This is a genomic window from Roseburia sp. OM03-7AC (assembly GCF_003462625.1).
Lineage (GTDB): Bacteria > Bacillota > Clostridia > Lachnospirales > Lachnospiraceae > Roseburia_C > Roseburia_C amylophila.
In genome coordinates, this window is sequence record NZ_QTZJ01000003.1 from 196,063 (window position 1) to 216,748 (window position 20,686).

Here is a 20,686-nt window from a genome sequence, read left to right on the forward strand (position 1 = left end):
CAGACGCAGAGCCGATAATATGCAGTTTGAAATACTGCTGTTATCGGCTCTTTTTTGATTTAATTTGTGCCCCCAATAACCATATTGGAGCAAAATCAGAACTGTTGCTTGTCGTTCTTTGATTTCCGCAGCAGCTTTGAAAAACCAAAGCCGCCGTTTCTTTTTATCTTCTAATGAAATGACGCGGTATCACTGTTAAAAGCGGCGGCTAAAAGGAGGTAGCCGCCATGAAGCACATACCATATCGACAAAATCCGACGGTCATTGACACATCAAAAAAAGCCCGACCACCGCCGGGGAAAACTACGTCTATCAATATGAACTGTCTAATCATCTGAATACCGCTTACAATACCTATACGTCTGTCCGGGCTTTTCGGACAGGCGTATTTTGCTGCTCAAAAAATTTTTTGAAAAAAATCCGAAAATCTTCGGCGTTTTTTTCAAAAGGCAGTATTGCCCCGCGAAAAGGGGGAAGCACCACCAACTTTCCAACGAGAAAGGGGGTGAGAATGTGGAACCTAATCGCAGGGAGTTTATAAAACAGTGCGCTTTCCAGAAGTTTTGTAATACGGTACTGCACAATGAAGCGTGTGACGCTCACAAAGAGCTGCACAGGCATAAGGCAAGGGAGATTACCTTTTCCGACTTGACCTTAGAAGAAGCGCGGCAGCTTCATACCTTTGATGAATATTTCAAAGGGGAAATCGCCTTTGAAAGAGCCGGGAAGAAAATCACGCCGAAGCTGCTTCTTGAAGCAATCCGTACTTTGCCGGAAGAAAAGCGCAAAGCCGTACTCCTGTACTATTTCGAGGGAATGAACGACACCGAGATTGCGGAGCTGTTCGATACGTCGAGAAGCACGATACAGTACAGGCGGACAAGCTCTTTTGAGCTGCTAAAAAAATATCTGGAGGAAAATGCTGATGAATGGGACGAATGGTAACGAACCCGGCTACCCGGAAAAAGCCCTTGTTCCCTATCCTGTCATTTTGGCAGCGACAAAGGGCGACCCGGACGCTATGAAGATTGTCTTGCAGCATTTCAGCGGCTACATAGCCCGCCTCTCCATGCGGAAGCTGTACGACGAGCGCGGGAACGTCTATTTTGGCGTAGACCACGACATTCGGGAACGGCTGCAAGCAAAACTGATGATGGCTGTCCTCACCTTTAAGGCAGAGGAATAAACCGCAGCGGCGGGACGCTTTCTCTCTCCCCCTTTTCCGTTCCGCTGCTGACGCGGCAGCAAAGCCATTCTGAACCTTGACAAAGAAAGCGGCGCAAGATAACGGCGGCGCAGCATAGGGCAAATCGGATACGTTCCTTTTGCGCCGAGCCATACGGTGGGTGCGCCATGACGCTATCCGGGTGAGGTTATCCCCGCCCGGACAGCCGAGCGACCAACACCGCGCCGGAAAGCAAGTGTAGCGGCTTGCGGGCGACGACACGCAAAATATACAATGATACTTCCTTACAGCCACAGTCCGAGCGTTAAGAGCGTCGCAGGCAATGGGTAGGGCTGCATGAGAACCATGCCGGGGTGAAATTCCCATGAGGTTATGCTAATAACCGTCCGATTAAAGCCTTTGTTTTCTTGAATAGTGGACTTGCTGCTATTCATAGACTGTATTATATGTTTGCGAAAGAAAGGGGGATTTTCTTTGACGCAAAACCAGACGCCCGTTACCACAACGGAGCATAAAATCGGAAAAGTTACTTACCTTGTATGTTCGTCCGCAAGTGAACGCGCAACGGACACACTGGATAAAAAGATAAAGAAGCTCATTCGCAAGGACATGGAGCTGAACCCCGCAAACGCCCGGAAATAGGGCGTTTCTTCACATTTTATACATGACACAGGCAGCGGTATGTGGTATAATATAGACAGTACAAATACCATGCTTGTCTGTCGTCGGAAAGGAGGACAAAATGTTACAGACAGACAAGATTACCGCTTTATATTGCAGATTGAGCCAGGAAGATATGCAAGCCGGGGAAAGCGAAAGCATACAGAACCAAAAACTGATTTTACAAAAGTATGCTGACGAACACCACTTTTTCAACACACGCTTTTTTGTAGACGACGGATTTTCCGGCGTGAGCTTTGAGCGTGAGGGGCTTCAAGCCATGCTGCATGAGGTTGAAGCCGGGAACGTGGCGACCGTCATAACAAAAGACCTTTCCCGTCTGGGACGTAATTATCTGAAAACCGGCGAACTGATAGAGATTGTTTTCCCCGAATACGAAGTGCGCTACATTGCCATTAACGACGGTGTAGACACAGCGAGGGAAGATAACGAGTTTACCCCTCTGCGGAACTGGTTCAACGAGTTTTACGCCCGCGACACCTCAAAGAAAATCCGGGCTGTCAAACAGGCAAAGGCACAGAAAGGCGAGCGCGTCAACGGCGAAGCTCCTTACGGCTACCTTATCGACCCGGATAACCGCAATCATCTGATACCCGACCCGGAAACGGCACACGTCGTAAAACAGATTTTTGCAATGTATGTACGGGGCGACCGTATGTGTGAAATCCAGAACTGGCTGCGGGACAATGAGATATTGACCGTCGGGGAACTGCGCTACCGCAGGACAGGGAGCAAACGCCACCCCCGCCCACAGCTCAACGCATGGTACAACTGGCCGGATAAGACACTGTACGACATTCTGACAAGGAAAGAGTATTTAGGGCATACCATAACCGGGAAAACCTACAAGGTATCTTATAAGTCGAAAAAGACGAAAAAGAACCCGGAGGAAAAAAGGTATTTCTTCCCCAACACTCACGAACCTTTGATTGATGAAGAAACCTTTGAACTTGCACAGAAGCGGATTGCCACCCGGCAACGCCCGACAAAGGTTGATGAAATTGACCTGTTTTCCGGGCTGCTCTTTTGTGGGGACTGCGGCTACAAAATGTATGCAGTACGCGGAGCCGGGACGCTTGAACGGAAACACGCCTACACTTGCGGCAACTACCGCAACCGGGCAAGAAATGATATGCTCTGCACTACGCATTATATCCGCAAAAGCGTATTGAAAGAACTTGTCCTTGCAGACTTGCAGCGAGTAACGTCTTATGTGAAAGAGCATGAACAGGAGTTTATCGAAACCGCCAACGAGTGCAGCGCAAAGGCAGTACAAAAGACGCTGACACAGCAGCGGAAAGAACTTGACAAGGCGCAGAACCGTATTAACGAGCTGAACATCTTATTCCGCAAGCTCTACGAGGACAACGCTTTAGGGAAACTTTCAGATGAACAATTTGCTTTTCTGACTTCCGGCTATGATGAAGAAAAAAAGACGCTGACCCGGAGGATTGCGGAGCTGTCACAGGAAATCGACAACGCCACCGAGCGCAGCGCGGACGTAAAAAGGTTTGTCGCACTGGTACGCAGATACACAGCGATTGAAGAACTGACCTACGAAAACGTCCATGAATTTATTGACCGTATTCTTATTCACGAACTGGATAAGGAAACGAACACCCGCAAAATCGAAATCTTTTATAGCTTTGTCGGCAGAGTTGATACAGGCGACAAGCCTACTGAAAGTATCTCCTATTTCAGACAGATAGGAGCCGACGTAAAGAGTTATGCTATCTAACATACATCAAAAAGAGGTAAGATAACACCCTCTGCAAAAAAGGTATCGTTATCTTACCTCAACAAAATTTGTTCCCGACCAGCCGTCATCAATATATTCATCAATCACATTCAAATGATGTTCTTTTGCATATAGACGCAACATACTTCTTTGTGTGGTAATGCTGGAACTTTCGCCCTGTAATTCATCATCTCGGCTTAACCTAAGATAAAGTGCAGTATTGTAAATCTGTTGTTTCATTGTCAGTTATCCTCCTTTATAACTAACCCGTGTTTACAATACCTGCTTGCAAGTAAAGTATAACACGGGTACTTTTTGTCATTCAATCTATTTCTTACAACTGCACCGATTTTATGCGATTGTCTGCTTTGCTTTTTCCAGCATAACATCTGTCAGAAGTTCTCCCATTGTCTTTCCCTTTTCGGAAAAATGCTCTTTTATAACAATCTTTGTTTTTCCTCTGTTGCCAATGCCACGCTTATTATTTGTCTTTTCCTGCCTTGTTTTTACAATATCAGCAATAACACATACCCCCTTTCTGTAAAAATCTTTTCTAAGCAATTCAACGGCTTTTGTCATAGCCCACAGGAGTTCCACCTCTGCATAGTTCTTATGTAGCCGTACCCATTGCGTGCGACGCTCTGAACGCTCAAGCTGTGGCTGTACGGGAGTATCATTATCAGACAGGACAGGTCATGGCGATAAAAGAGAACAAATCTTTTACAGGAACACAAATAAGTTGTCGCTCGCTTTTGCAGGGGAAAGGTCATGGCGTATCTGTTTCAACGGCTCGCTGTCTGTCAAACGTATTGAACTGCTTTATTCAGTTGTCAAAGAACATGAAAGAAGAAAATCGTCTTTCCTATATACCGCGTTGGAAAAGAGCAGAAGCGTAACCAATCTTCAAAACTTTTCTCTTTTCCTGCACCATATAGGGAAAGAAAGTGTCATTCTGCTAAGTTGGTGATGAAAAAATCTGATTTTCTTTTCACACCCTAACTACCCATGCAACACTATTACTACCAACTATGGAATGAAAGATTTTCTTTGCTCCATATAGGGAATGGAAACTACGGATTGTTAAGTTGAAATTGAAAATCGTTTCTTCTTTCACATCATATAGGGACAGCAACCACCGATTTAATGACCTGTTTTCAAAAAAAGTCAGATTTCCTTTCCTTGCACCATATCTGTACGCAAGTAACCGTTTTGTTGCAGATTTTTTGAAGAAATTAAAAAATACCGTCATTCCCTTGTGGAACAGCGGTATCTTTCTCAATCATATCTGCTATGTCTGTTGTCATTTGTTTAATTTTTAATTCCTGCTTTTCTGTTAGTCTTGTATGTCTGTCGATTTCTTCCAGATAATTTGCTCCTGTTTTCTTTTCAATCTCTTTTATCATCAATAAAGAGGGCATGACCTGTCTTTCTAACCAGCGTTTTGTTTTCTCCATATTGACAGCAACAGGCGTCATAATAAACGGAAGTGAGGTCGTTACATTATCTAAAAATATATCCCATAAAATATAATCGGGAAAATCTATCTGTGTGAGGATAAGGCTTGCTATGGTCTGTTCGGGATTTCTTGTAAAAACAAGTTGTTCTATCGTTTGTTCTGCTTTTCCATTTTTTAAACGAATTTCAAAGCGGTTCTTAATGTTTGTTTTTATACCTTTGCTTTTTTGTTCCTTTTCTTTTTCATACAGGCAAAAGTAGATGGAACTATTCTTTGAACCGATATAAAAGGTTTTTGCAGTATCTCCATGTGTACCCGATAATTTCCCGCTGTCTACTGCTTCATGGGTTCTTGAACGTTTCCATACCTTGTTGGCATAATAGCGTTCCCTTAGAATTTCTATATCCAGCAGTCCGCCCATATCATTGACCGCTAAATCTATGCGTTTAAAAACACCTTGATAATCTATACAACATCTTAAAAAGTAATACCAGTCTATCCCTCTTGCCTGTAAAACATATTCCAAGTTCCGACACCCCATACCTCTTAATTCCAATAAAACACCCATAGAACTATCTTTAGAAGCATTTACACTAATATCCCCATAGACATACTGTTCTTCATAGCCATACATTCCGTAATCTTCATGGATAAAATATTCGCTCTTCATTGCCAGTACATTTTTTATAATTTCCAATGCGTCTGTGGTGAGAAAACGAACACGCAGGTAGTCAATCGTTAAAGTGAAAGGCTGAGTACAATTACAATAATCAAGATAATGTAGAAGTATATGTTTCATTTCTTTACTGGCTTTTGTTTTTCCGTTTTCAATTTCATTTAAGTTCTGCCTGCTGATTTGCAATTCCTGTGCCAGTCGTGATTGCGAATAATCACAGTCTTTTCTCTTTTGCTTTAATGTTTCAATAAATTTCATATCATTCATGCTTTATTCCTCCAATCAAAAAAGGCATATACTCATAGAAGCATACGCCTTGTATCTTATCATTATTTGCTATTGATATGCTGTTTTAGACCTGTCGGATCGAAAAAATAGGATGTGAAGTGAAATAAGTTCTTATAACCTTGTAAATCGTTGCATATCAGCAGTTTTGTATTTGTTTTTGCTCTTGTCTTTTGTAATAGTACCCCCCTGTTAGATAACGGGGGCTTTGAACGGCTCGCAAGCTCGCCGAACCGCCGAAGCGAACCGCCCCCTTGCAAGCATGGCGGAAAAATCTTAAGGATTTTCCCGCCAACGTGGTCGGATCGCTCCGTCGGTTTAACAGCTTTTCTGTTTCTCTCTAGTTATCTACGCATATAAATCAAATCGGTTATTCCGTTATAAGTCTGTGTTTTACAAAGCCTTAACTTTATTTCCCTGTCTATGTTGCCCAAAAGACGAACCCCATTTCCTAACAGAGTAGGAATAACAGAAATGTAATATTTATCAATCATATTTTTGCTTACCAACTGCTGAACAAGATTTGCTCCGCCACAAATCCAAATATCCTTTCCTGCTTCTTGTTTTAGCCGTTCCAATAATAAAACAGGATTTTCACTTGTAAAATGAATTTGTTGGGAAGAATTGCACTCTTTATGTGTTAATACATAAGTTGTAAATTTATTATATACCCATTCTTGCGGAGAAAGTTCAGTAACAACCTGATGAGAAGTATTCCACCCCATTAAGACAGTATCTATATCTTTGGTAAATTCTGTATAAGTGTCGATGTTTTCATTGTCATTTCCATGACCATTTAGCCAAGCTACTCCACCATTACCGTCCGCAATATATCCGTCAAGGCTCATGGCAATAAATAAAACTACTTTTCTCATTTTTTCTCTTTTATAAATACAAACAGGAATTTATTTCTCTTTTTTACTCATAAGGGAACAACTGATTGCTACAAATAAACCCATTAAAATCCATGGAAATGCTGCTCTTATAAAATCACTAACCATACTTTATTCCTCCTTAAATTCCAATTTCCTTAGTTCTACAAACTGAAATTTTTGCCTATGAATGTATCTTGTTCTTTATACGCAAACAGGCTTCTGTGTGCATAATCCAATGTCTTGAAAACGGCATTTGAATTAGTCCACAAATATCTTTATTACACCAATAATCAATCAGCCAAATTGCTTTTTCATTGTCGTTTACTACATTCAACGATTCTAAGTATCCTTTTCTTTCTTTCGGTATTTTTCTTTTCAATTCATCATAAGATAACCGTTCAAGCATTTTCTCAGTGCTTTCCCATACTTCGAAAATATATAAATATAATTCTTCCAGATTAAGCTGTTTTGAAAAGTCTGCAATCTGCTGTTTCATGAGTTCATTTCCTGTTGTAATGATAGGTGAATTGATACGCTCTTGATAATTGCCTGCAAAAAATACTTGTTCATCTTCATTTATCACTGTATGCACAACTATATCTTCAATGCGGAAAATATGCCAAATAGAATAAGCAATCGTCTTACTATGATAACCATCAGCGTTTATGAAGGGGATTGAGTTAAAATCTTCTCTGCATAATTCTTCTTTGAAAGATACTAAGGTTTGTATTAACTGACTTCGTAAAGTAAGTAAAGTATCAATACCCCTCTTATAAGTATCTTTCTTTTTTATTTGTGCCTGCATTGTTTTATTAAGTTCAGACCATTCCTTATTCATATTCAATCCTCTCTCAAATTCTGATTTTATCGCCCCATACAAACTGGAATTTGTCTTACAACAATTTATATATGCATAAAAAGCAATATATTTATGAAAACACCCTAAATCCAAAATTTACTCAATTCATTTTTTCCTTACATAAAATGTTCTCGTATATTTCACTTCCTCACCAAGTGTTTCCCCTATCAAAACTTCAAAATCATTGATATCAAATTCTGGAAAGAATGTATCTCCATCTTCAATATTTAAATCTACTTCTGTGATATACATTTTATCTACTATTTGCAAAGCTTCCTTAAATAGTCCATATCCACCAGATATGTATACATCTCGTCCTTTAGCCAATAATAATGCATCTTCTAATGATTTAACTGAAACTAAATTATCTCCTTGATACTCTGTTGTGGTGGAAACAACAATATTCATTCTATTAGGCAACGGATGACCGATTTCTTCATAAGACTTTCGCCCCATAATAACCACATTACCCGTTGTTAACTCTCTAAATTGCTTTTGTTCTCCCTTTATTTTCCATGGTATATTACCATTCTTGCCTATAACATTATTCTTTGACCTCGCAACAATCAAACCTATCATCTATTTCATCCTCCATAATATGATGTCGTACCTGTGATTCCATCAAGTGCACCACATCTTAACAAACTCAAAATTATCTCGAACTAACCAGCTCGACAAATTCCTTTTTTGTCTTCATCTGCATTATATCATATTGTTATAAGCATTGCCATTTCTTTTCTGCTTTTGAAAAGTTACTTATCAGCCTATGTTTTGTAAAGGGTGATATTCAGCATTTCTCACGCAACAAGCCCTTGACAAACCATAGACTAATAAGTTTTAAGGTAATCAAGCAGAAATGAAATAGTCTGCTGTTTCACGGCAACAAAAAAGAGATACCAACACACTTATGTAGTATCTCTTAGTCTAGTAGCAATATTCTTTTGTTTGCAAGCAGGTAAACATGGGCTGTTTCTTAATATCTTTTTGTTTGGGAAACACCACATTCCCACTTAGAAATCGTTTTATCACTAATTCCTAATTTCTCAGATAACTGCTTCTGGGTATAACCCTTTCTTTTTCTTTCTTCTGCAATAAATTTTCCAATTATTATCTGATCCATCTGCTTTCCTCCTTTCTGCTTTGATTATCTGGTAATTTCATTTTTAAGTACACCCACGGGACGTAGAAAATGGTGAATTTATGCGGATTCCACGCTCCGTAGATACTGTTTTAAGAAAACTTTAATTTACTTTTGAAAAAAAAATGGAAGCTTCCCCTCCTACCGTATTTCAAGATGTACCTTCGTTCCCACTCCAATCTCCGACTCAATCGTGATTTCATGGGACAGCTTACGCATAATTTTCCGGCAGAGATACAGTCCGATGCCGGTAGAACGCTTGTCGGCATGTCCATTGTATCCGGTATAACCCTTTTCAAAGATTCGTGGCAAATCCTCCGGCGCAATTCCAATCCCGGTATCTTCGATGATAAGTTCTTTTACTTCTTTCTTCTCGCCTGTCACAGCTATTTTCTGGTAAATGGAAATCGTTCCACCGGCAGTATATTTGATTGCATTGGATAAAACCTGTTCTATCACAAACTCCAGCCATTTTTCATCAGTAAGCACCTGTGCATCAATCGGACTTAATTCCAATTTAATCTTCTTTCGCACAAATAACCTTGCATACTTATGAATTGCCTCCCGTACTACTTTATCCAGCGCAACTTCCCCGATTACAAAATCTGTGGTTTTCGCTGATATTCTGGTAAACTGCAATGCCATTTCCACATACTGTTCAATGGAGAAAAGCTCTTCCCACATTTCCTGGCTCCGCTCATCTTCTTCCTCTGCCAGCAGCAGACGCAGTGCTGCAATCGGTGTCTTGATCTGATGCACCCACATGGTAAAATATTCTGCCTGCTCCACCTGCCCGTTTTCCAGCTCATTAATCTGCTGCTGCAGTGTGATATATAACGAACGAAGCATTTTCTGGTAATCCGTTTCCATCTGTCCCCGCGGCAATGACAGCTTATCCATTGTCACAGCAATTTCAGAAGTCTGCTTTTCTAACTTCTTATGATGTAGATAACGCCTTGTAAAGTCTATGATTACTACCAGCAAAAACAGGAAGAAGCACAAAAATGCCGCATATCCCCATTGTGCCAGCGGCACCTGCTCAAACCCGATTACAAAGCACAGGATTCCAAAGCAGGCAAGCACTAACAACAGCCATTTCAGATTTTCCTTCAGATAATTTTTGATAAATTTCATTTCAGCCGGTACCCGATTCCCTTCTTCGTAAGAATAAAATCCTCCAGACCTGCATCCGCAAGTTTCCTTCTAAGGCGGTTTACATTTACGGAAAGTGTATTCTCATCCACAAAGCAGTCACTTTCCCAGAGCTTTGTCATCAGCGTATCTCTTGAGACTACCTTTTCCTTATTTTCCATCAGTGTCTTTAGAATCCGCAGTTCATTCCTGGTAAGTTCCACTTTCTTATCCTGATAAGTAAGGACTGCTTCCGCCACCTGAAGCATCACTCCGTGATAGGTCAGCATTTCTCCGGTCTCCGTAAAATCATAGGTGCGCCGCAGCATCGCCTGTACTTTTACCGTTAGGACACTTAAGTCAAAAGGCTTTGCAATAAAATCATCTGCCCCCATGTTTACTGCCATGACAATATTCATATTATCCGCAGCCGAAGAGAGAAAGATAATCGGCACCTTAGAAATTTTGCGGATTTCACTGCACCAGTAATATCCATTGTAGAAAGGCAGACCGATGTCCATCAGCACAAGCTGCGGTGCAAACTCCGCAAATTCTTTTGTAACTGCTGAAAAATCTTTTGTGCACTGCACTTCATATTCCCAGTTTTCTAAATGTTTTTTAATACTTCTGGCTATAATTACATCATCTTCCACAAGATAAATCCGGTACATCTTCCCCCTGCCTTTCCGTTTTTCCCATACATTTCACTTTCTCTATGTTTTTCACTCTTTAATCCGGTGTTTCATAATACGGAAAAAGATTTTTATCCTTGTCTTTTTCAAACATGTTGTTGTATTGCAGGATATTATACTGATTCAGAAGGTCTGCATCTTCCCCCTGCGCATCGTAATAATGCAGGAATTCGCCCTGACTCTTCGAATAAAATGCTCTGGAATTCATTGCCGGTATCTCTTCCTGCAAGTCTGCTAAGAACTGATTATATGCCGGCAGTTCAATGCCCGCCTGCTGCAGTGTCATTGTAGATAAGTAATTCAGGCTGGTCAGTTCCACATCTTTACTTTCACTGTCATAATTCGTCCATACAAAAAATGGTACTGTAAATAATTCCTGCAGTTCATCCAAGGTAAGGCCGGATAATCCTTTGCCATTCATGGACTGATAGAAATTATTATTCAGGCTCGGCTGATGGTCTCCGAAAAATACGATTTCGACCTTGTCATCCACATTTTCAAAATAAGTAATCAGATTTTCCAGTGCCTTGTCACTCTCATGAATCAGGCTTAAATACTGGTTCACATCACTATAATAATGATTCTTAAGATTTATCGTATTCTGGAAATTATCATAATAATCGGTATAGCCACCGTGATTCTGCATGGTAACACCTAAGATAAATAATTTTTCATCAGAAGTCTTTGCCTCATACTGGTCAATAATTTTATTATATAATTCCTGGTCCGTAATATATTCCCGCATGATATTGGTCTGGTCGAAATCATCGATAAAGAGACTCTCATCGAAGCCCAGCAACGGATAAACCTTGCTTCTGCTCCAGCCGGACGCATAGTAAGGATGCATGGAAATGCAGGAATATCCCCGCTCCTTTAAGGTGCTCACCAGGGAATACGGTTTCTTTGACATATACTGCTGATAAGGCACGGAGCCGCTTGGCAGGAATGCCATGGAATTTCCCGTCAGAAATTCCCACTCGGAATCCGGTGTCTTTGCACCAAAGACAGAAGACAGTGCATATCCCTTAATGATATTGGTGTCCATGGAATCAAAAAATGGTGTTACCTCTTCCGTTGTCTCAAATCCATAATGGGAAATCACACTCAAATCCGCAAAGGACTCATTCATAATGACAATAATGGTCGGGTCACCTTCCGAGCCTTTATTCTCCGGTGCCGGATATTCTTTGGAAATCTCTTCCACCACATCTTTTGAGTATCCATCCGGCTCCGCCACAAAGGAATCCCGGATGCTGAGTACAAAATTTAAGATATAGCCGTTGCGGTAAGTTCCTTTCTGTTCCCAGGATTCCATTACCGTATCTTCTGTGGCAATTCCCACATAAATTCCCATCACCAGTGCTGCCGCAAAGGCACTGATCCGAAGCATCCACTTCTTTTTAAATTCAAAATTCAGCTTCCTTATAAAGGCAACATATATCATGCTAAGAAGTATGACATAGACCGCCCGGTCTTCCAATACAAATTTATAATTTGCTGCCACGGAAAGTCCGGTGGATGCCGCTTTCAAATCTCCGAAAGAAAATTCATTTCCACGGAACTGATAGACAAAGTAATTGATTCCTGCAAGGCTTAAGAGGAAAATATGTCCTATCATGCAGGCAATCTTCGGCTTTGCTGTAATCACTAACAGGGCAAGATAAAAGACCATGCAGCAGAGCACATTCCATCGGGTGTGATTCACACTGATTTTCTCCCGCAGCTCTGCATCCAGCAAAAGATACTGCACCATATGCTCTGTCATGATGGCACTTAGGAAAATTTCAAGTGCAGCCCAGATAGGATTGGCTTTCTCCGGCAATGTAATCCTAAGATTTTTGATGCCAAAATAAATCAGCCCTGCGGCAGCTGCCACCAGAACATTTACCCCACCATAGAGACAAAAGCCCAACATCACTGCAAAAGCAATGAGTCCGGCTCTTATATTTGTTTTCTTATAATCCAGTTCGATAAGTCTAGCTGAATGTTTTTTATTCTGTTCTATTTCATTTCTTTCTGCTTTATTCTCATTCATTCCTTACAATCCTGCCGTTTTCTTCTGTGACAGAACTTCTGTCCATCCGCTACTATAACGCAGGTCTTTTTTGTTTGCAAGCCTCTTCACAAAATCTTAAAGAAATCTATGCGACTGCAATCGGTCCCATTCCCATTGCCCAGCAGATGATATACAAAATCAGAAGGTGCGCCGGATAGAAAATGTAGAAAAAATATTTCAAAGAAAGTCCACGTTTTCCATTATAAAACGCAATCGGAATGAATGCCAGCGGTGCAGTAAGCTCCCAGGAAAATCCGATACATCCTGCAAGCAGCTGGTAGGATTTTTTCTTACGGAATACATAGAGTAATACGATGCAGGCAACGCCAATTCCGGCATAGTCGGTATTTAAAAATTCTGCCGCAAGGATTCCTGCTGCAAGAATTCCCGCATCAAAAATAACTTTCTTAAACTTCGCAAACCGTTCCTGATTCTCCACTGCCTGAAATCCCCACATAACCATCAGTCCGATAAACAGTGTAAAAAATACATTCTGATAACCGGATTCCAATATTTTTCCATTGAATAATAAGTCAAATGGAATTTCAGATACCAGGCAGAAGGAAAGCAGACGAAGTGCATATTTCTTCACATCATGTGTATGTTCAAAACCTTCGATTAAAAGGAAACAGAAAATCGGAAATGCCAGTCTTCCGACAAAACGCATCATCTGATATGTAATCACCAGGGTACTGTTGGCATCAATCCATGCATTCAGATCTGCCGCCTCATTCATACCACGGACTACCAGCAATCTGCCAAGAACTCCGGCTCCGATATGGTCAATTAACATCGTTATAATCGCAATGATTTTCAGTGTGCTGCCACTGATTCCTTTTCTTTCTTTCATCTTAATTCCTTCTCTTTCCCTTACTGCTGTGCCTTATCTGCCTTGCGTTTTGCAATCCGTCGGTCAATACGCTTATGCAGTAATACCACCACACCACCGATAACAAATGGAAGTACGAATGTTGCAAAACGGTATAACAGTGCCGCAGAACCGGCTTCTCCGGTTCCTACCAATACTGTAAACAATGCGGTAAATACAAACTCTGAGGAACCGATTCCTGCCGGAGACGGAATGACTGCTGCCAGCATAAAAGCAAGGGAAGTAACTGCCCAGGACTGTAACAGTGTCAATCCATATTCCCGATATAAAATCACGAATGGTATGCCATAGCAGAATGCAAATTTCAACAGATTCTTAGCTACAATGGATGCGATTAGTTTTCCCTTGGTCAGAAGCATGCCTGCTGCATCCTCTAAGATGCCACACTGTTCCCGTAACATGGCTGCCTGCGCATCGAATTTTCCTTTGCGGTTCAGCTTGTCCACCAGGAAAAGTAAAATTCCATGGAACTTCTTTGAACAGCAGAATAAAAGTAATGCAGTTGCTATCACTGCCGTCAACACATATCCTGCAATCAGAAGATTAAAATATTCGGAATAATGTTCCTTCATAAATCCGAAATTTAACAGGAAGAAAATAATGGAAAAGATTGCAATCGTTACTTTATGAATCGCATACTCTACCATATACATTCCGGTTCCCTGAAAAACCGGAATTCCTTTTTCATTGAAATAATATACCGCTGCCACACCGGCACCACTGCCTAAGGTTGCCACACGGTAAAATGAGCAATAAAAGGCGCTCTCTACACCCATCCGGTATGTAAACTGTGGATTATACTGCTTTGCGAAGGAATAATTAATCCATCCTTCTACCACATTATACATAACACCGGCACCGCAGATGGTAATGACCACCCAAGGTGCAGTTGTAGAAAGCTCCTTTAAAATTGGTCCGGCTGAATCCCGGAACGTATAAATGATAATTGCTACGATGGCAATTACAAAAACCAGTTTCAGTATTTGCTTTGTCCGCTTATTAATAAAACCTCACTCCCAGTTCTCTTTTTCCTCTGCTGCCTGTCTATTTTACCACGTATCTCCATGAATTATTCGTCACACACAGGATTATATCAAATATCCATTTTTTGTCAAACTTCTGTATTATATTTCCTGGCAAAAAGTGCTATACTTTAACTATCTGTATATAAGCGATTGCAAAAAGAATAATTTCTAACAGATTGAATTTCGATTATCCAAAGGGCTTCTTTTTTCGCTATAAAATACCGCAGTTCTAAAGTGCATGTTTTTCTTTCTGTGATAAAAACCGTCTTTCCAATGTTTGACAAAAGTACTGCACGGTTCGCCGAAATGCGGATGCATGATAAGGACTGTTAGGGGCACCCGGAATTTCGCCTGGCATCCGGCAACGCTGGCACAGGACGTGCCAGCGAGGCGCATCTGAACATGGATGTGAATTTGCGCCGGTTGCCAGAACGAACGAAATGTAAATCGAAATTCCCTGTGCCCCTTGCAGGCTTTATGTTGCATCCGCATCCGGCGGACAGTGCAGTACTTCCGTCAAAGCAGGCGGAAAGACAGTTTACAATCAAGAAAAACATGCACTAAGAACTGCTGGCATTTCATATCAAAGAAAAAGAATTCCCTTCGGATAATCAAAATTCACCTGCAGACTTATGTCTCCTTTTTGCAATCACTTAAAATATAATTAGTTGAAAGGATTGTTGTTATGCCAGGATTTACCACCCACTATTTATTTGGACTGAATTCTTTTCGTGAATTAGAGGAACCGGATCTTGTTTCCTGCATCCGTAAATTTCCGCATGCATTCTGTATGGGCTTACAGGGACCGGATATTTTCTTTTATTACCTGCCGTCCTACCTCCGCTCTTCCGGAAATATCGGGCAGTTGGCACACCACAAAAATACCGGTATTTTTCTTACCCAGCTTTTAAAAAGTAAGGACATGTTCTTGGAAGAGACGGAACAGCAGATTGCCATTTCCTATATCTGCGGCTTTCTTGGACATTATGTCTTAGATACTACCTGTCATCCATATATCTTTGCCAAGTCACACTATGGCACTTATGATAAGGGTTATTTTGGTCATCATGTATATCTGGAAACAGATATTGATGCAGAGCTTCTTACTTATTATAAAAACTGTGCGCCATCTGAATTCAACCAGAGTGCCACCCTGCACATCAGCCGGAAGGAACGGCACATTATTGCTTCTTTATTATTAAAGGCTTACAGCTCCACATATAAAGAGTACCGCTTTACTTACCGCTCCATGCAGGCTGCCTTAGAAGCTGTGCAGCTTAATACCGCATGGATTCGTGACCCGCAGGGCAAGAAAAAAGTCCTTGCCCGTAAAATCGAGGCAAAGACTTTAGGTTATGCATGTATTTCTCCGTTGATTCCAAGTGACTACTTTACTTTTACGGTAGACCCGCTGAATCTTCGTCATTTCCGTTGGCGAAATCCATGGAACAAAGAAGATGTCTCCCATGAGTCCTTCTTTGACCTTCTGGATACTGCGGGAACCCGGTATCAGTCCATCTTAAATAAAACTGCAAGACTGTTTACGCTTCCAATTGGAACGCCGGTTTACCGGGAACAGTTAGATGCACTTTCCTTAGAGCTAGGAAACAACTCTTATGATTCCGGACTTCCATTAGAGAAAAATTCCTGAATCTGACCACAGATAATCTCCATGAGGCGGGTGCGGGCTTCCACACTCGCCCATGCAATATGCGGCGTAATCAGTAATTTCTCACTGTCTTTGATTCTGCGCAGCGGATTTTCCGGACTCATCGGTTCTACCCGGAGGACATCCAGTCCTGCTGCCGCAATCTCACCCTGTTCCAAGGCTTCTGCCAAATCCTCTTCTACCACAATCGGTCCTCTTCCAAGGTTTAAGAAAATAGCCGTTTTCTTCATCTGATGAAAAGCTTCTTTATTCATCAAATCCAACGTGTTTTCATCCAACGGTGCATGAACGGATACAATATCCGATTCCTTTAACAGTTCTTCGAAGCTGACACGCTCATAGCCCGGCTGGCTGTTCCGTCCGGAAGTGGAATAGTAAATGACACGACAGCCAAAGGCTTTTGCAATATCTGCAACTCTTCTTCCGATATTTCCAAGTCCGATAATGCCCCAGGTCATTTTTGCCAGCTCTCCGAAATGTTTATCAAAGTGGGTAAACATTTTATCTCCGATATATTTTTCATCTTTTACATAACGGTCATAATAAGGCAGTTTTTCCAGTAAATAAAACAGCATGGCAAAGGTATGCTGTGCCACCGATTCCGTGGAATATCCCGCTACGTTGCGCCATGTAATACCACGTTTTTCAAGGTATGCCTTATCGAGATTATTCGTTCCGGTTGCCGTCACACACACAAGCTTTAAGTGGCTTGCATTTCCAATGGTCTTTTCGTTAACTTCTACTTTATTTAGTACCAGCACATCTGCATCCACGCTTCGTACTGCCGCTTCCTCTGCTGTCGAGAAATCATATTTTATAACTTCTCCCAATGCATCATATGCGGATAAATCAATATCCTCTCCAATTGATTTTGCATCTAAAAAAACGATTTTCATTCTATCTCTTCCTCCTGCAATGCTGCCGCAATTTCATTCATTTTCTTCTTGTCCAGCCGGTAAAATTTCAACGCAATCAAAGAACTTACCCAGCCGATAATCGGTGTTCCGCAAAATAGGAATATGGTTGTATAACGCAATACCGGTGTCAAGGCATCACCAATCTGTGGAAATGTTTTATTATATCCAATCAGTAACATTACCAGTCCTACAAATGCCGTTCCCAGTGCCGCAAAAATTTTATCTACAAAGGAAAACAGTGCTCCCATCAGTCCCGGTACAAATTTACCGCTGCGGTACTGCTCATAATCGGAGCAGTCTGCAATCATCGGCACCACCATATTATTTGTAATGGACTTACAGCCATTTAACAATACAAAGAATAACATAAACCAGAAGGAAATGGCATTAAAATGTTTGAGATTAAAAGTAACCGTATTGATATTATCCTGCATCAATACCACAATCAATAGTAACTGGAAGAAAATGCCAAGTCCCGTAAATAATACCAGCGCCTTCTTCTGTCCCATCCGTTGTGCTGCCCGGATGCCAACGGTCACTACCAAAAGCGTTGGCAATGCTGCCACCACACCAATCCATCCGGCGATTCCATAATTTTCCATCATGATGCCATAAAGCATAACGCCTACTGTTGTATGGCTGTATACCGTTGCCGCAAACCGGTTGGTGCAGGCTGCCATAATCAGCATACGGATTGGCTTGTTCTGTTTTAAAATCAAGAAAAAATCCCACACCTTAATCTTCTGTGTCTGCTGATGTTCATAGCGTCCCGGCTGGTCTTTCTTCCAGATTCCGATTACCGCCAAAAGTGTTGCCAGTGCCGACAATACCACAACCCAGAATACATACTCCACATACAGCTCTTCGTTGGTAAATCCACCGTATTTCGGCACCAGATAATTGGCTACAAACAAGGCACTGCCGCCGTATGCCGCCATGATGAAAATGGCATCGAAATAAGTGGACAGTGGGCGTTTCTTCGGATTATTGGTAATAATCGTCTGCCCCGATTTGGCAACCACAGTCTGAAAGGTATATCCGATAATAAAAATTGCATAGATAATAATAAAATACGGAATCCGTACCCACTTTGAAATCAGATGTGTTGTCGCAAACAGGAGAACAGCACTGACTGCCATCAGTATATTTCCAGCCACCATAAAAGGACGGAATTTTCCAAACCGTCCTTTACTCTTATCCAACAGAAAACCAACCACAGGGTCAGTTACACCATCAAAAATATTCATTGCTGTTACCAGTGAAGAAATCAACACAACAGAAAAGCCAGCCATGGAATTGGCATAGTATGAGATATAGCCCATCAAAGCCAGATACAGATTTGCTGCTGTATTATTCATGGAAAAAAATGCAATCTGCCAGATTTTTGCATCATTATAATGAATTGTCTTTTCCTGCTCTATCTGTTCACTCATCATTCCTGCTTCTTACTTCTTCAAATAATTCTTTAATGCTACCATCTGTTCTTTTCCCTCAAGATAACCTTCTTCGTATAATTCTTCTAACCGCTTCGGGTCACTTTCGGTTCTGCCTACCCCATGGGTCGTATCCGGTGCAATTACAAAAACGCGTCCTTCTTTTTCCAACCGGAATAATTTTTGCATGGACTCATTATATTTTGCCGGACGCTCCTTTAAATCCTTTACGATATTCGGATAACGCCGATATAATGCAGAAGAAATCTTCGTTCCGCCATCTGTATGCTTCTCATAGCCACGCTCTCTTGTCAGTACCACAATTACTTTATCACAGCCCTGCTTTAATGCCCTCTCAAACGGAACTGAATCTGCCACACCGCCATCCAGATAATAGCGTCTGCCTACCTGTACCGGCTTAAAAAATACCGGAAGTGCACAGCTTGCTTCGATAACTGCCATACTGGAGCTGTCTCTTGGCACTTCAAGATACTCTGCTTTACCGGAATGAATGTTGGTCACTGCTGCTTCCACCTGTCCCGGAAATGCTGCAAATGCATCATAATCAAAGGGCAGTAATTTATTTGGCACTTCATCAAAGACGTAATCCAGATTATAAAAGGTTTTGCGGTTCTTATCAAATAAGAACTTAAATCCCTGATAATTTCCATCAGACATATATTTTCTTGCAAGCTCTAAGTTTCTGCCGTGCTGCTTTGACAGATAGGATAAGCCAAAGGCTATTCCTGCCGATACGCCGATAAAATAATCAGGCATTATATTTTCTTCAAGAAATGCGTCTGCCACTCCACAGGAAAAAATTGTCCTGCTGGCTCCGCCTTCAAATACCATTCCAAGTTTCATATGCAATCGCCTGCCTTATCTTTTCTTCCTCTACTGTGGTTTTACAATCAGTTTGACACCACTTACTGCCACAACTTCTGCAGTAGTATCTGCTTCTATGGTAACTGCATCGTCATTGCTTCTTGCCGTCCATTCCTGTCCGTTTAATACAGCTGTTCCTGTCTCTTCGATATTGTCAATCTTCATTGTTACACGTACGGTCTTTCCGATGGCATCCTCGTAATTCGTCCGGGTCTTATGCGGATTTAAATATTTTACTGCCCATGGTCTTGTAAAGAATAACAATATAAAAGATACCGCAAAGAATAAAATTACCTGCAGCCAGACCGGGCCTCCTACTGCTGCCACAATCAGGGCTGCCATGCTTCCGCCTGCAAACCAGATGGTTGTCAGTCCTACCGTAATAATCTCTATAATCAGTAATATTACAAAAAGTGCTAACCAGAAAATAATCATCTCCTGCTCCTCCCTTTTCTTCGTTTGCATCTATTATAGCAAAAAGTCATATATATAGGAAGTAGAACCTTCTCTTTTCCTTATGTCTTTTCCTAAGCTTTACAGATTCTTCTCAAGATTATAGCGTACACGTTTCAAAAGAGAATATAGTTCATCTGCTTCTTCTTTTGTCATTCCATCCACCAGGAGCTTCTCCATTTCAGAAAAGAAGTTCATCATTTTCAAATGCTGCTGTTCCCCCTTTTTCGTCAGAAGAATCTGCTTTAATCGTGCATCTTCTTTTAGTTCTTTTCTGGTAATCAGTTCCTTTTTCTCCATGGACTGCAGCATTTTGCTTGCCGTTGCCCTGGAAATTAAGAATTCCTGCTCAATGTCCTTCTGGCAGATGACCTTATCTTTATTACAATATAAAAAGCCCAGTGTCCGCCCCTGCATCGGTGCCACACCATCTCTCTGATCCGCACCATACCGGTCACAGTATGCTCCTATCATATTATGTATGACCCGGATGTCATTTCCAAGTTTTCTCTCTTCGCACATTTCATAATCCTTCTTTTCTTTCCCAAAAAATTCATTGACATATAAAAAATATTGTTATATAACAATATCTGTTAGTATGCTAACATTTATGTTATAGCATACAATTTAGAAAAAAGGAAG

General features: G+C 41.3%; 19 protein-coding genes and 3 pseudogenes. 5 read left to right on the top strand and 17 right to left on the bottom strand.

The features are described from left to right. The first annotated feature begins 513 nt into the window (after positions 1-513). From DXB39_RS08940 to DXB39_RS08965, 4 genes are all read left to right on the top strand, one after another. Complete coding sequence (locus DXB39_RS08940) at positions 514-945, top strand: RNA polymerase sigma factor (protein WP_009255547.1); 432 nt, start codon at positions 514-516, stop codon at positions 943-945. Further along, a complete protein-coding gene (locus DXB39_RS08945; protein WP_002590583.1) occupies positions 926-1,186 on the top strand; it encodes a helix-turn-helix domain-containing protein in 261 nt (86 codons plus the stop codon). Before DXB39_RS08940 ends, DXB39_RS08945 begins: the two co-directional genes overlap by 20 nt. Positions 1,187-1,660: 474 nt before the next feature. Next, complete coding sequence (locus tag DXB39_RS08960; RefSeq protein WP_022621154.1) at positions 1,661-1,828, top strand: transposon-encoded TnpW family protein; 168 nt, start codon at positions 1,661-1,663, stop codon at positions 1,826-1,828. 100 nt (positions 1,829-1,928) lie between these two features. Beyond that, positions 1,929-3,605, top strand: a complete 1,677-nt coding sequence (locus DXB39_RS08965) for a recombinase family protein (RefSeq protein WP_002569190.1) — start codon at positions 1,929-1,931, stop codon at positions 3,603-3,605. 63 nt (positions 3,606-3,668) lie between these two features. On the opposite strand, the pseudogene DXB39_RS08970 reads toward DXB39_RS08965, so the two are convergent. The 12 genes and pseudogenes from DXB39_RS08970 to DXB39_RS09035 form a co-directional block, all read right to left on the bottom strand. After that, positions 3,669-3,845 (bottom strand): annotated as a pseudogene (locus DXB39_RS08970) (recombinase family protein); the annotation flags it as partial. A 111-nt stretch (positions 3,846-3,956) separates the two neighbouring features. Next, positions 3,957-4,184 (bottom strand): hypothetical protein, encoded by a 228-nt coding sequence (locus DXB39_RS08975; RefSeq protein ID WP_009273378.1) that lies wholly within the window; start codon positions 4,182-4,184, stop codon positions 3,957-3,959. A gap of 653 nt (positions 4,185-4,837) precedes the next feature. After that, on the bottom strand, positions 4,838-6,004 hold the full coding sequence (locus DXB39_RS08990) for an XRE family transcriptional regulator (protein ID WP_009273376.1): 1,167 nt from the start codon (positions 6,002-6,004) through the stop codon (positions 4,838-4,840). 362 nt (positions 6,005-6,366) lie between these two features. After that, a complete protein-coding gene (locus DXB39_RS08995) occupies positions 6,367-6,897 on the bottom strand; it encodes a dihydrofolate reductase family protein (protein ID WP_002303421.1) in 531 nt (176 codons plus the stop codon). A 181-nt stretch (positions 6,898-7,078) separates the two neighbouring features. After that, entirely contained in the window at positions 7,079-7,735 is a 657-nt protein-coding gene (locus DXB39_RS09000) for a hypothetical protein (RefSeq protein ID WP_002303420.1), read from the bottom strand. Positions 7,736-7,839: 104 nt separating this feature from the next. Next, a pseudogene (gene dfrF, locus DXB39_RS09005) lies at positions 7,840-8,335 on the bottom strand (trimethoprim-resistant dihydrofolate reductase DfrF). Between the two features lie 418 nt (positions 8,336-8,753). Then, positions 8,754-8,876, bottom strand: a pseudogene (locus tag DXB39_RS09010) (helix-turn-helix domain-containing protein); the annotation flags it as partial. Positions 8,877-9,035: 159 nt separating this feature from the next. Next, positions 9,036-10,028: a sensor histidine kinase gene (locus DXB39_RS09015; RefSeq protein WP_117841572.1), complete on the bottom strand. Its 993-nt coding sequence runs from the start codon at positions 10,026-10,028 to the stop codon at positions 9,036-9,038. Next, entirely contained in the window at positions 10,025-10,696 is a 672-nt protein-coding gene (locus DXB39_RS09020; protein ID WP_117841571.1) for a response regulator transcription factor, read from the bottom strand. The genes DXB39_RS09015 and DXB39_RS09020 overlap by 4 nt, the downstream gene beginning before the upstream one ends. Before the next feature lie 58 nt (positions 10,697-10,754). Further along, entirely contained in the window at positions 10,755-12,752 is a 1,998-nt protein-coding gene (locus DXB39_RS09025; RefSeq protein ID WP_117841570.1) for an LTA synthase family protein, read from the bottom strand. Positions 12,753-12,858: 106 nt separating this feature from the next. Further along, a complete protein-coding gene (locus DXB39_RS09030) occupies positions 12,859-13,623 on the bottom strand; it encodes a TraX family protein (protein WP_117841569.1) in 765 nt (254 codons plus the stop codon). A 20-nt stretch (positions 13,624-13,643) separates the two neighbouring features. Then, the gene (locus DXB39_RS09035) at positions 13,644-14,666 is read right to left on the bottom strand and encodes a lysylphosphatidylglycerol synthase transmembrane domain-containing protein (protein WP_330408254.1); all 1,023 of its coding nucleotides are present in this window, start codon (positions 14,664-14,666) and stop codon (positions 13,644-13,646) included. Positions 14,667-15,372: 706 nt separating this feature from the next. Between DXB39_RS09035 and DXB39_RS09040 the strand changes: the two genes are divergently transcribed. Then, positions 15,373-16,338, top strand: coding sequence for a zinc dependent phospholipase C family protein (locus DXB39_RS09040; protein ID WP_117841568.1), 966 nt, complete (start codon positions 15,373-15,375; stop codon positions 16,336-16,338). Here DXB39_RS09040 and DXB39_RS09045 read toward each other — a convergent pair. The 5 genes from DXB39_RS09045 to DXB39_RS09065 form a co-directional block, all read right to left on the bottom strand. After that, positions 16,302-17,252, bottom strand: a complete 951-nt coding sequence (locus DXB39_RS09045; protein WP_117841567.1) for a D-2-hydroxyacid dehydrogenase — start codon at positions 17,250-17,252, stop codon at positions 16,302-16,304. The genes DXB39_RS09040 and DXB39_RS09045 overlap by 37 nt on opposite strands. Continuing rightward, positions 17,249-18,706 (bottom strand): MFS transporter, encoded by a 1,458-nt coding sequence (locus tag DXB39_RS09050; RefSeq protein ID WP_117841566.1) that lies wholly within the window; start codon positions 18,704-18,706, stop codon positions 17,249-17,251. Before DXB39_RS09050 ends, DXB39_RS09045 begins: the two co-directional genes overlap by 4 nt. 12 nt (positions 18,707-18,718) lie before the next feature. Continuing rightward, positions 18,719-19,570, bottom strand: coding sequence for a patatin-like phospholipase family protein (locus DXB39_RS09055; protein WP_117841565.1), 852 nt, complete (start codon positions 19,568-19,570; stop codon positions 18,719-18,721). Between the two features lie 30 nt (positions 19,571-19,600). Then, complete coding sequence (locus DXB39_RS09060; RefSeq protein WP_117841564.1) at positions 19,601-20,026, bottom strand: NfeD family protein; 426 nt, start codon at positions 20,024-20,026, stop codon at positions 19,601-19,603. A 99-nt stretch (positions 20,027-20,125) separates the two neighbouring features. After that, positions 20,126-20,566 (bottom strand): MarR family winged helix-turn-helix transcriptional regulator, encoded by a 441-nt coding sequence (locus DXB39_RS09065; protein WP_117697810.1) that lies wholly within the window; start codon positions 20,564-20,566, stop codon positions 20,126-20,128. Between the last annotated feature and the right edge of the window lie 120 nt (positions 20,567-20,686).

Excerpts from the sequence above, each read along its gene's own strand:
- DXB39_RS08945 (WP_002590583.1), top strand. The coding sequence starts at position 926 with ATGAATGGGACGAATGGTAACGAACCCGGCTACCCGGAAAAAGCCCTT.
- DXB39_RS08965 (WP_002569190.1), top strand. The coding sequence starts at position 1,929 with ATGTTACAGACAGACAAGATTACCGCTTTATATTGCAGATTGAGCCAG.
- DXB39_RS08975 (WP_009273378.1), bottom strand. The coding sequence starts at position 4,184 with ATGACAAAAGCCGTTGAATTGCTTAGAAAAGATTTTTACAGAAAGGGG.
- DXB39_RS08990 (WP_009273376.1), bottom strand. The coding sequence starts at position 6,004 with ATGAATGATATGAAATTTATTGAAACATTAAAGCAAAAGAGAAAAGAC.
- DXB39_RS08995 (WP_002303421.1), bottom strand. The coding sequence starts at position 6,897 with ATGAGAAAAGTAGTTTTATTTATTGCCATGAGCCTTGACGGATATATT.
- DXB39_RS09000 (WP_002303420.1), bottom strand. The coding sequence starts at position 7,735 with ATGAATAAGGAATGGTCTGAACTTAATAAAACAATGCAGGCACAAATA.
- DXB39_RS09015 (WP_117841572.1), bottom strand. The coding sequence starts at position 10,028 with ATGAAATTTATCAAAAATTATCTGAAGGAAAATCTGAAATGGCTGTTG.
- DXB39_RS09020 (WP_117841571.1), bottom strand. The coding sequence starts at position 10,696 with ATGTACCGGATTTATCTTGTGGAAGATGATGTAATTATAGCCAGAAGT.
- DXB39_RS09025 (WP_117841570.1), bottom strand. The coding sequence starts at position 12,752 with ATGAATGAGAATAAAGCAGAAAGAAATGAAATAGAACAGAATAAAAAA.
- DXB39_RS09030 (WP_117841569.1), bottom strand. The coding sequence starts at position 13,623 with ATGAAAGAAAGAAAAGGAATCAGTGGCAGCACACTGAAAATCATTGCG.
- DXB39_RS09040 (WP_117841568.1), top strand. The coding sequence starts at position 15,373 with ATGCCAGGATTTACCACCCACTATTTATTTGGACTGAATTCTTTTCGT.
- DXB39_RS09045 (WP_117841567.1), bottom strand. The coding sequence starts at position 17,252 with ATGAAAATCGTTTTTTTAGATGCAAAATCAATTGGAGAGGATATTGAT.
- DXB39_RS09050 (WP_117841566.1), bottom strand. The coding sequence starts at position 18,706 with ATGAGTGAACAGATAGAGCAGGAAAAGACAATTCATTATAATGATGCA.
- DXB39_RS09055 (WP_117841565.1), bottom strand. The coding sequence starts at position 19,570 with ATGAAACTTGGAATGGTATTTGAAGGCGGAGCCAGCAGGACAATTTTT.
- DXB39_RS09060 (WP_117841564.1), bottom strand. The coding sequence starts at position 20,026 with ATGATTATTTTCTGGTTAGCACTTTTTGTAATATTACTGATTATAGAG.
- DXB39_RS09065 (WP_117697810.1), bottom strand. The coding sequence starts at position 20,566 with ATGTGCGAAGAGAGAAAACTTGGAAATGACATCCGGGTCATACATAAT.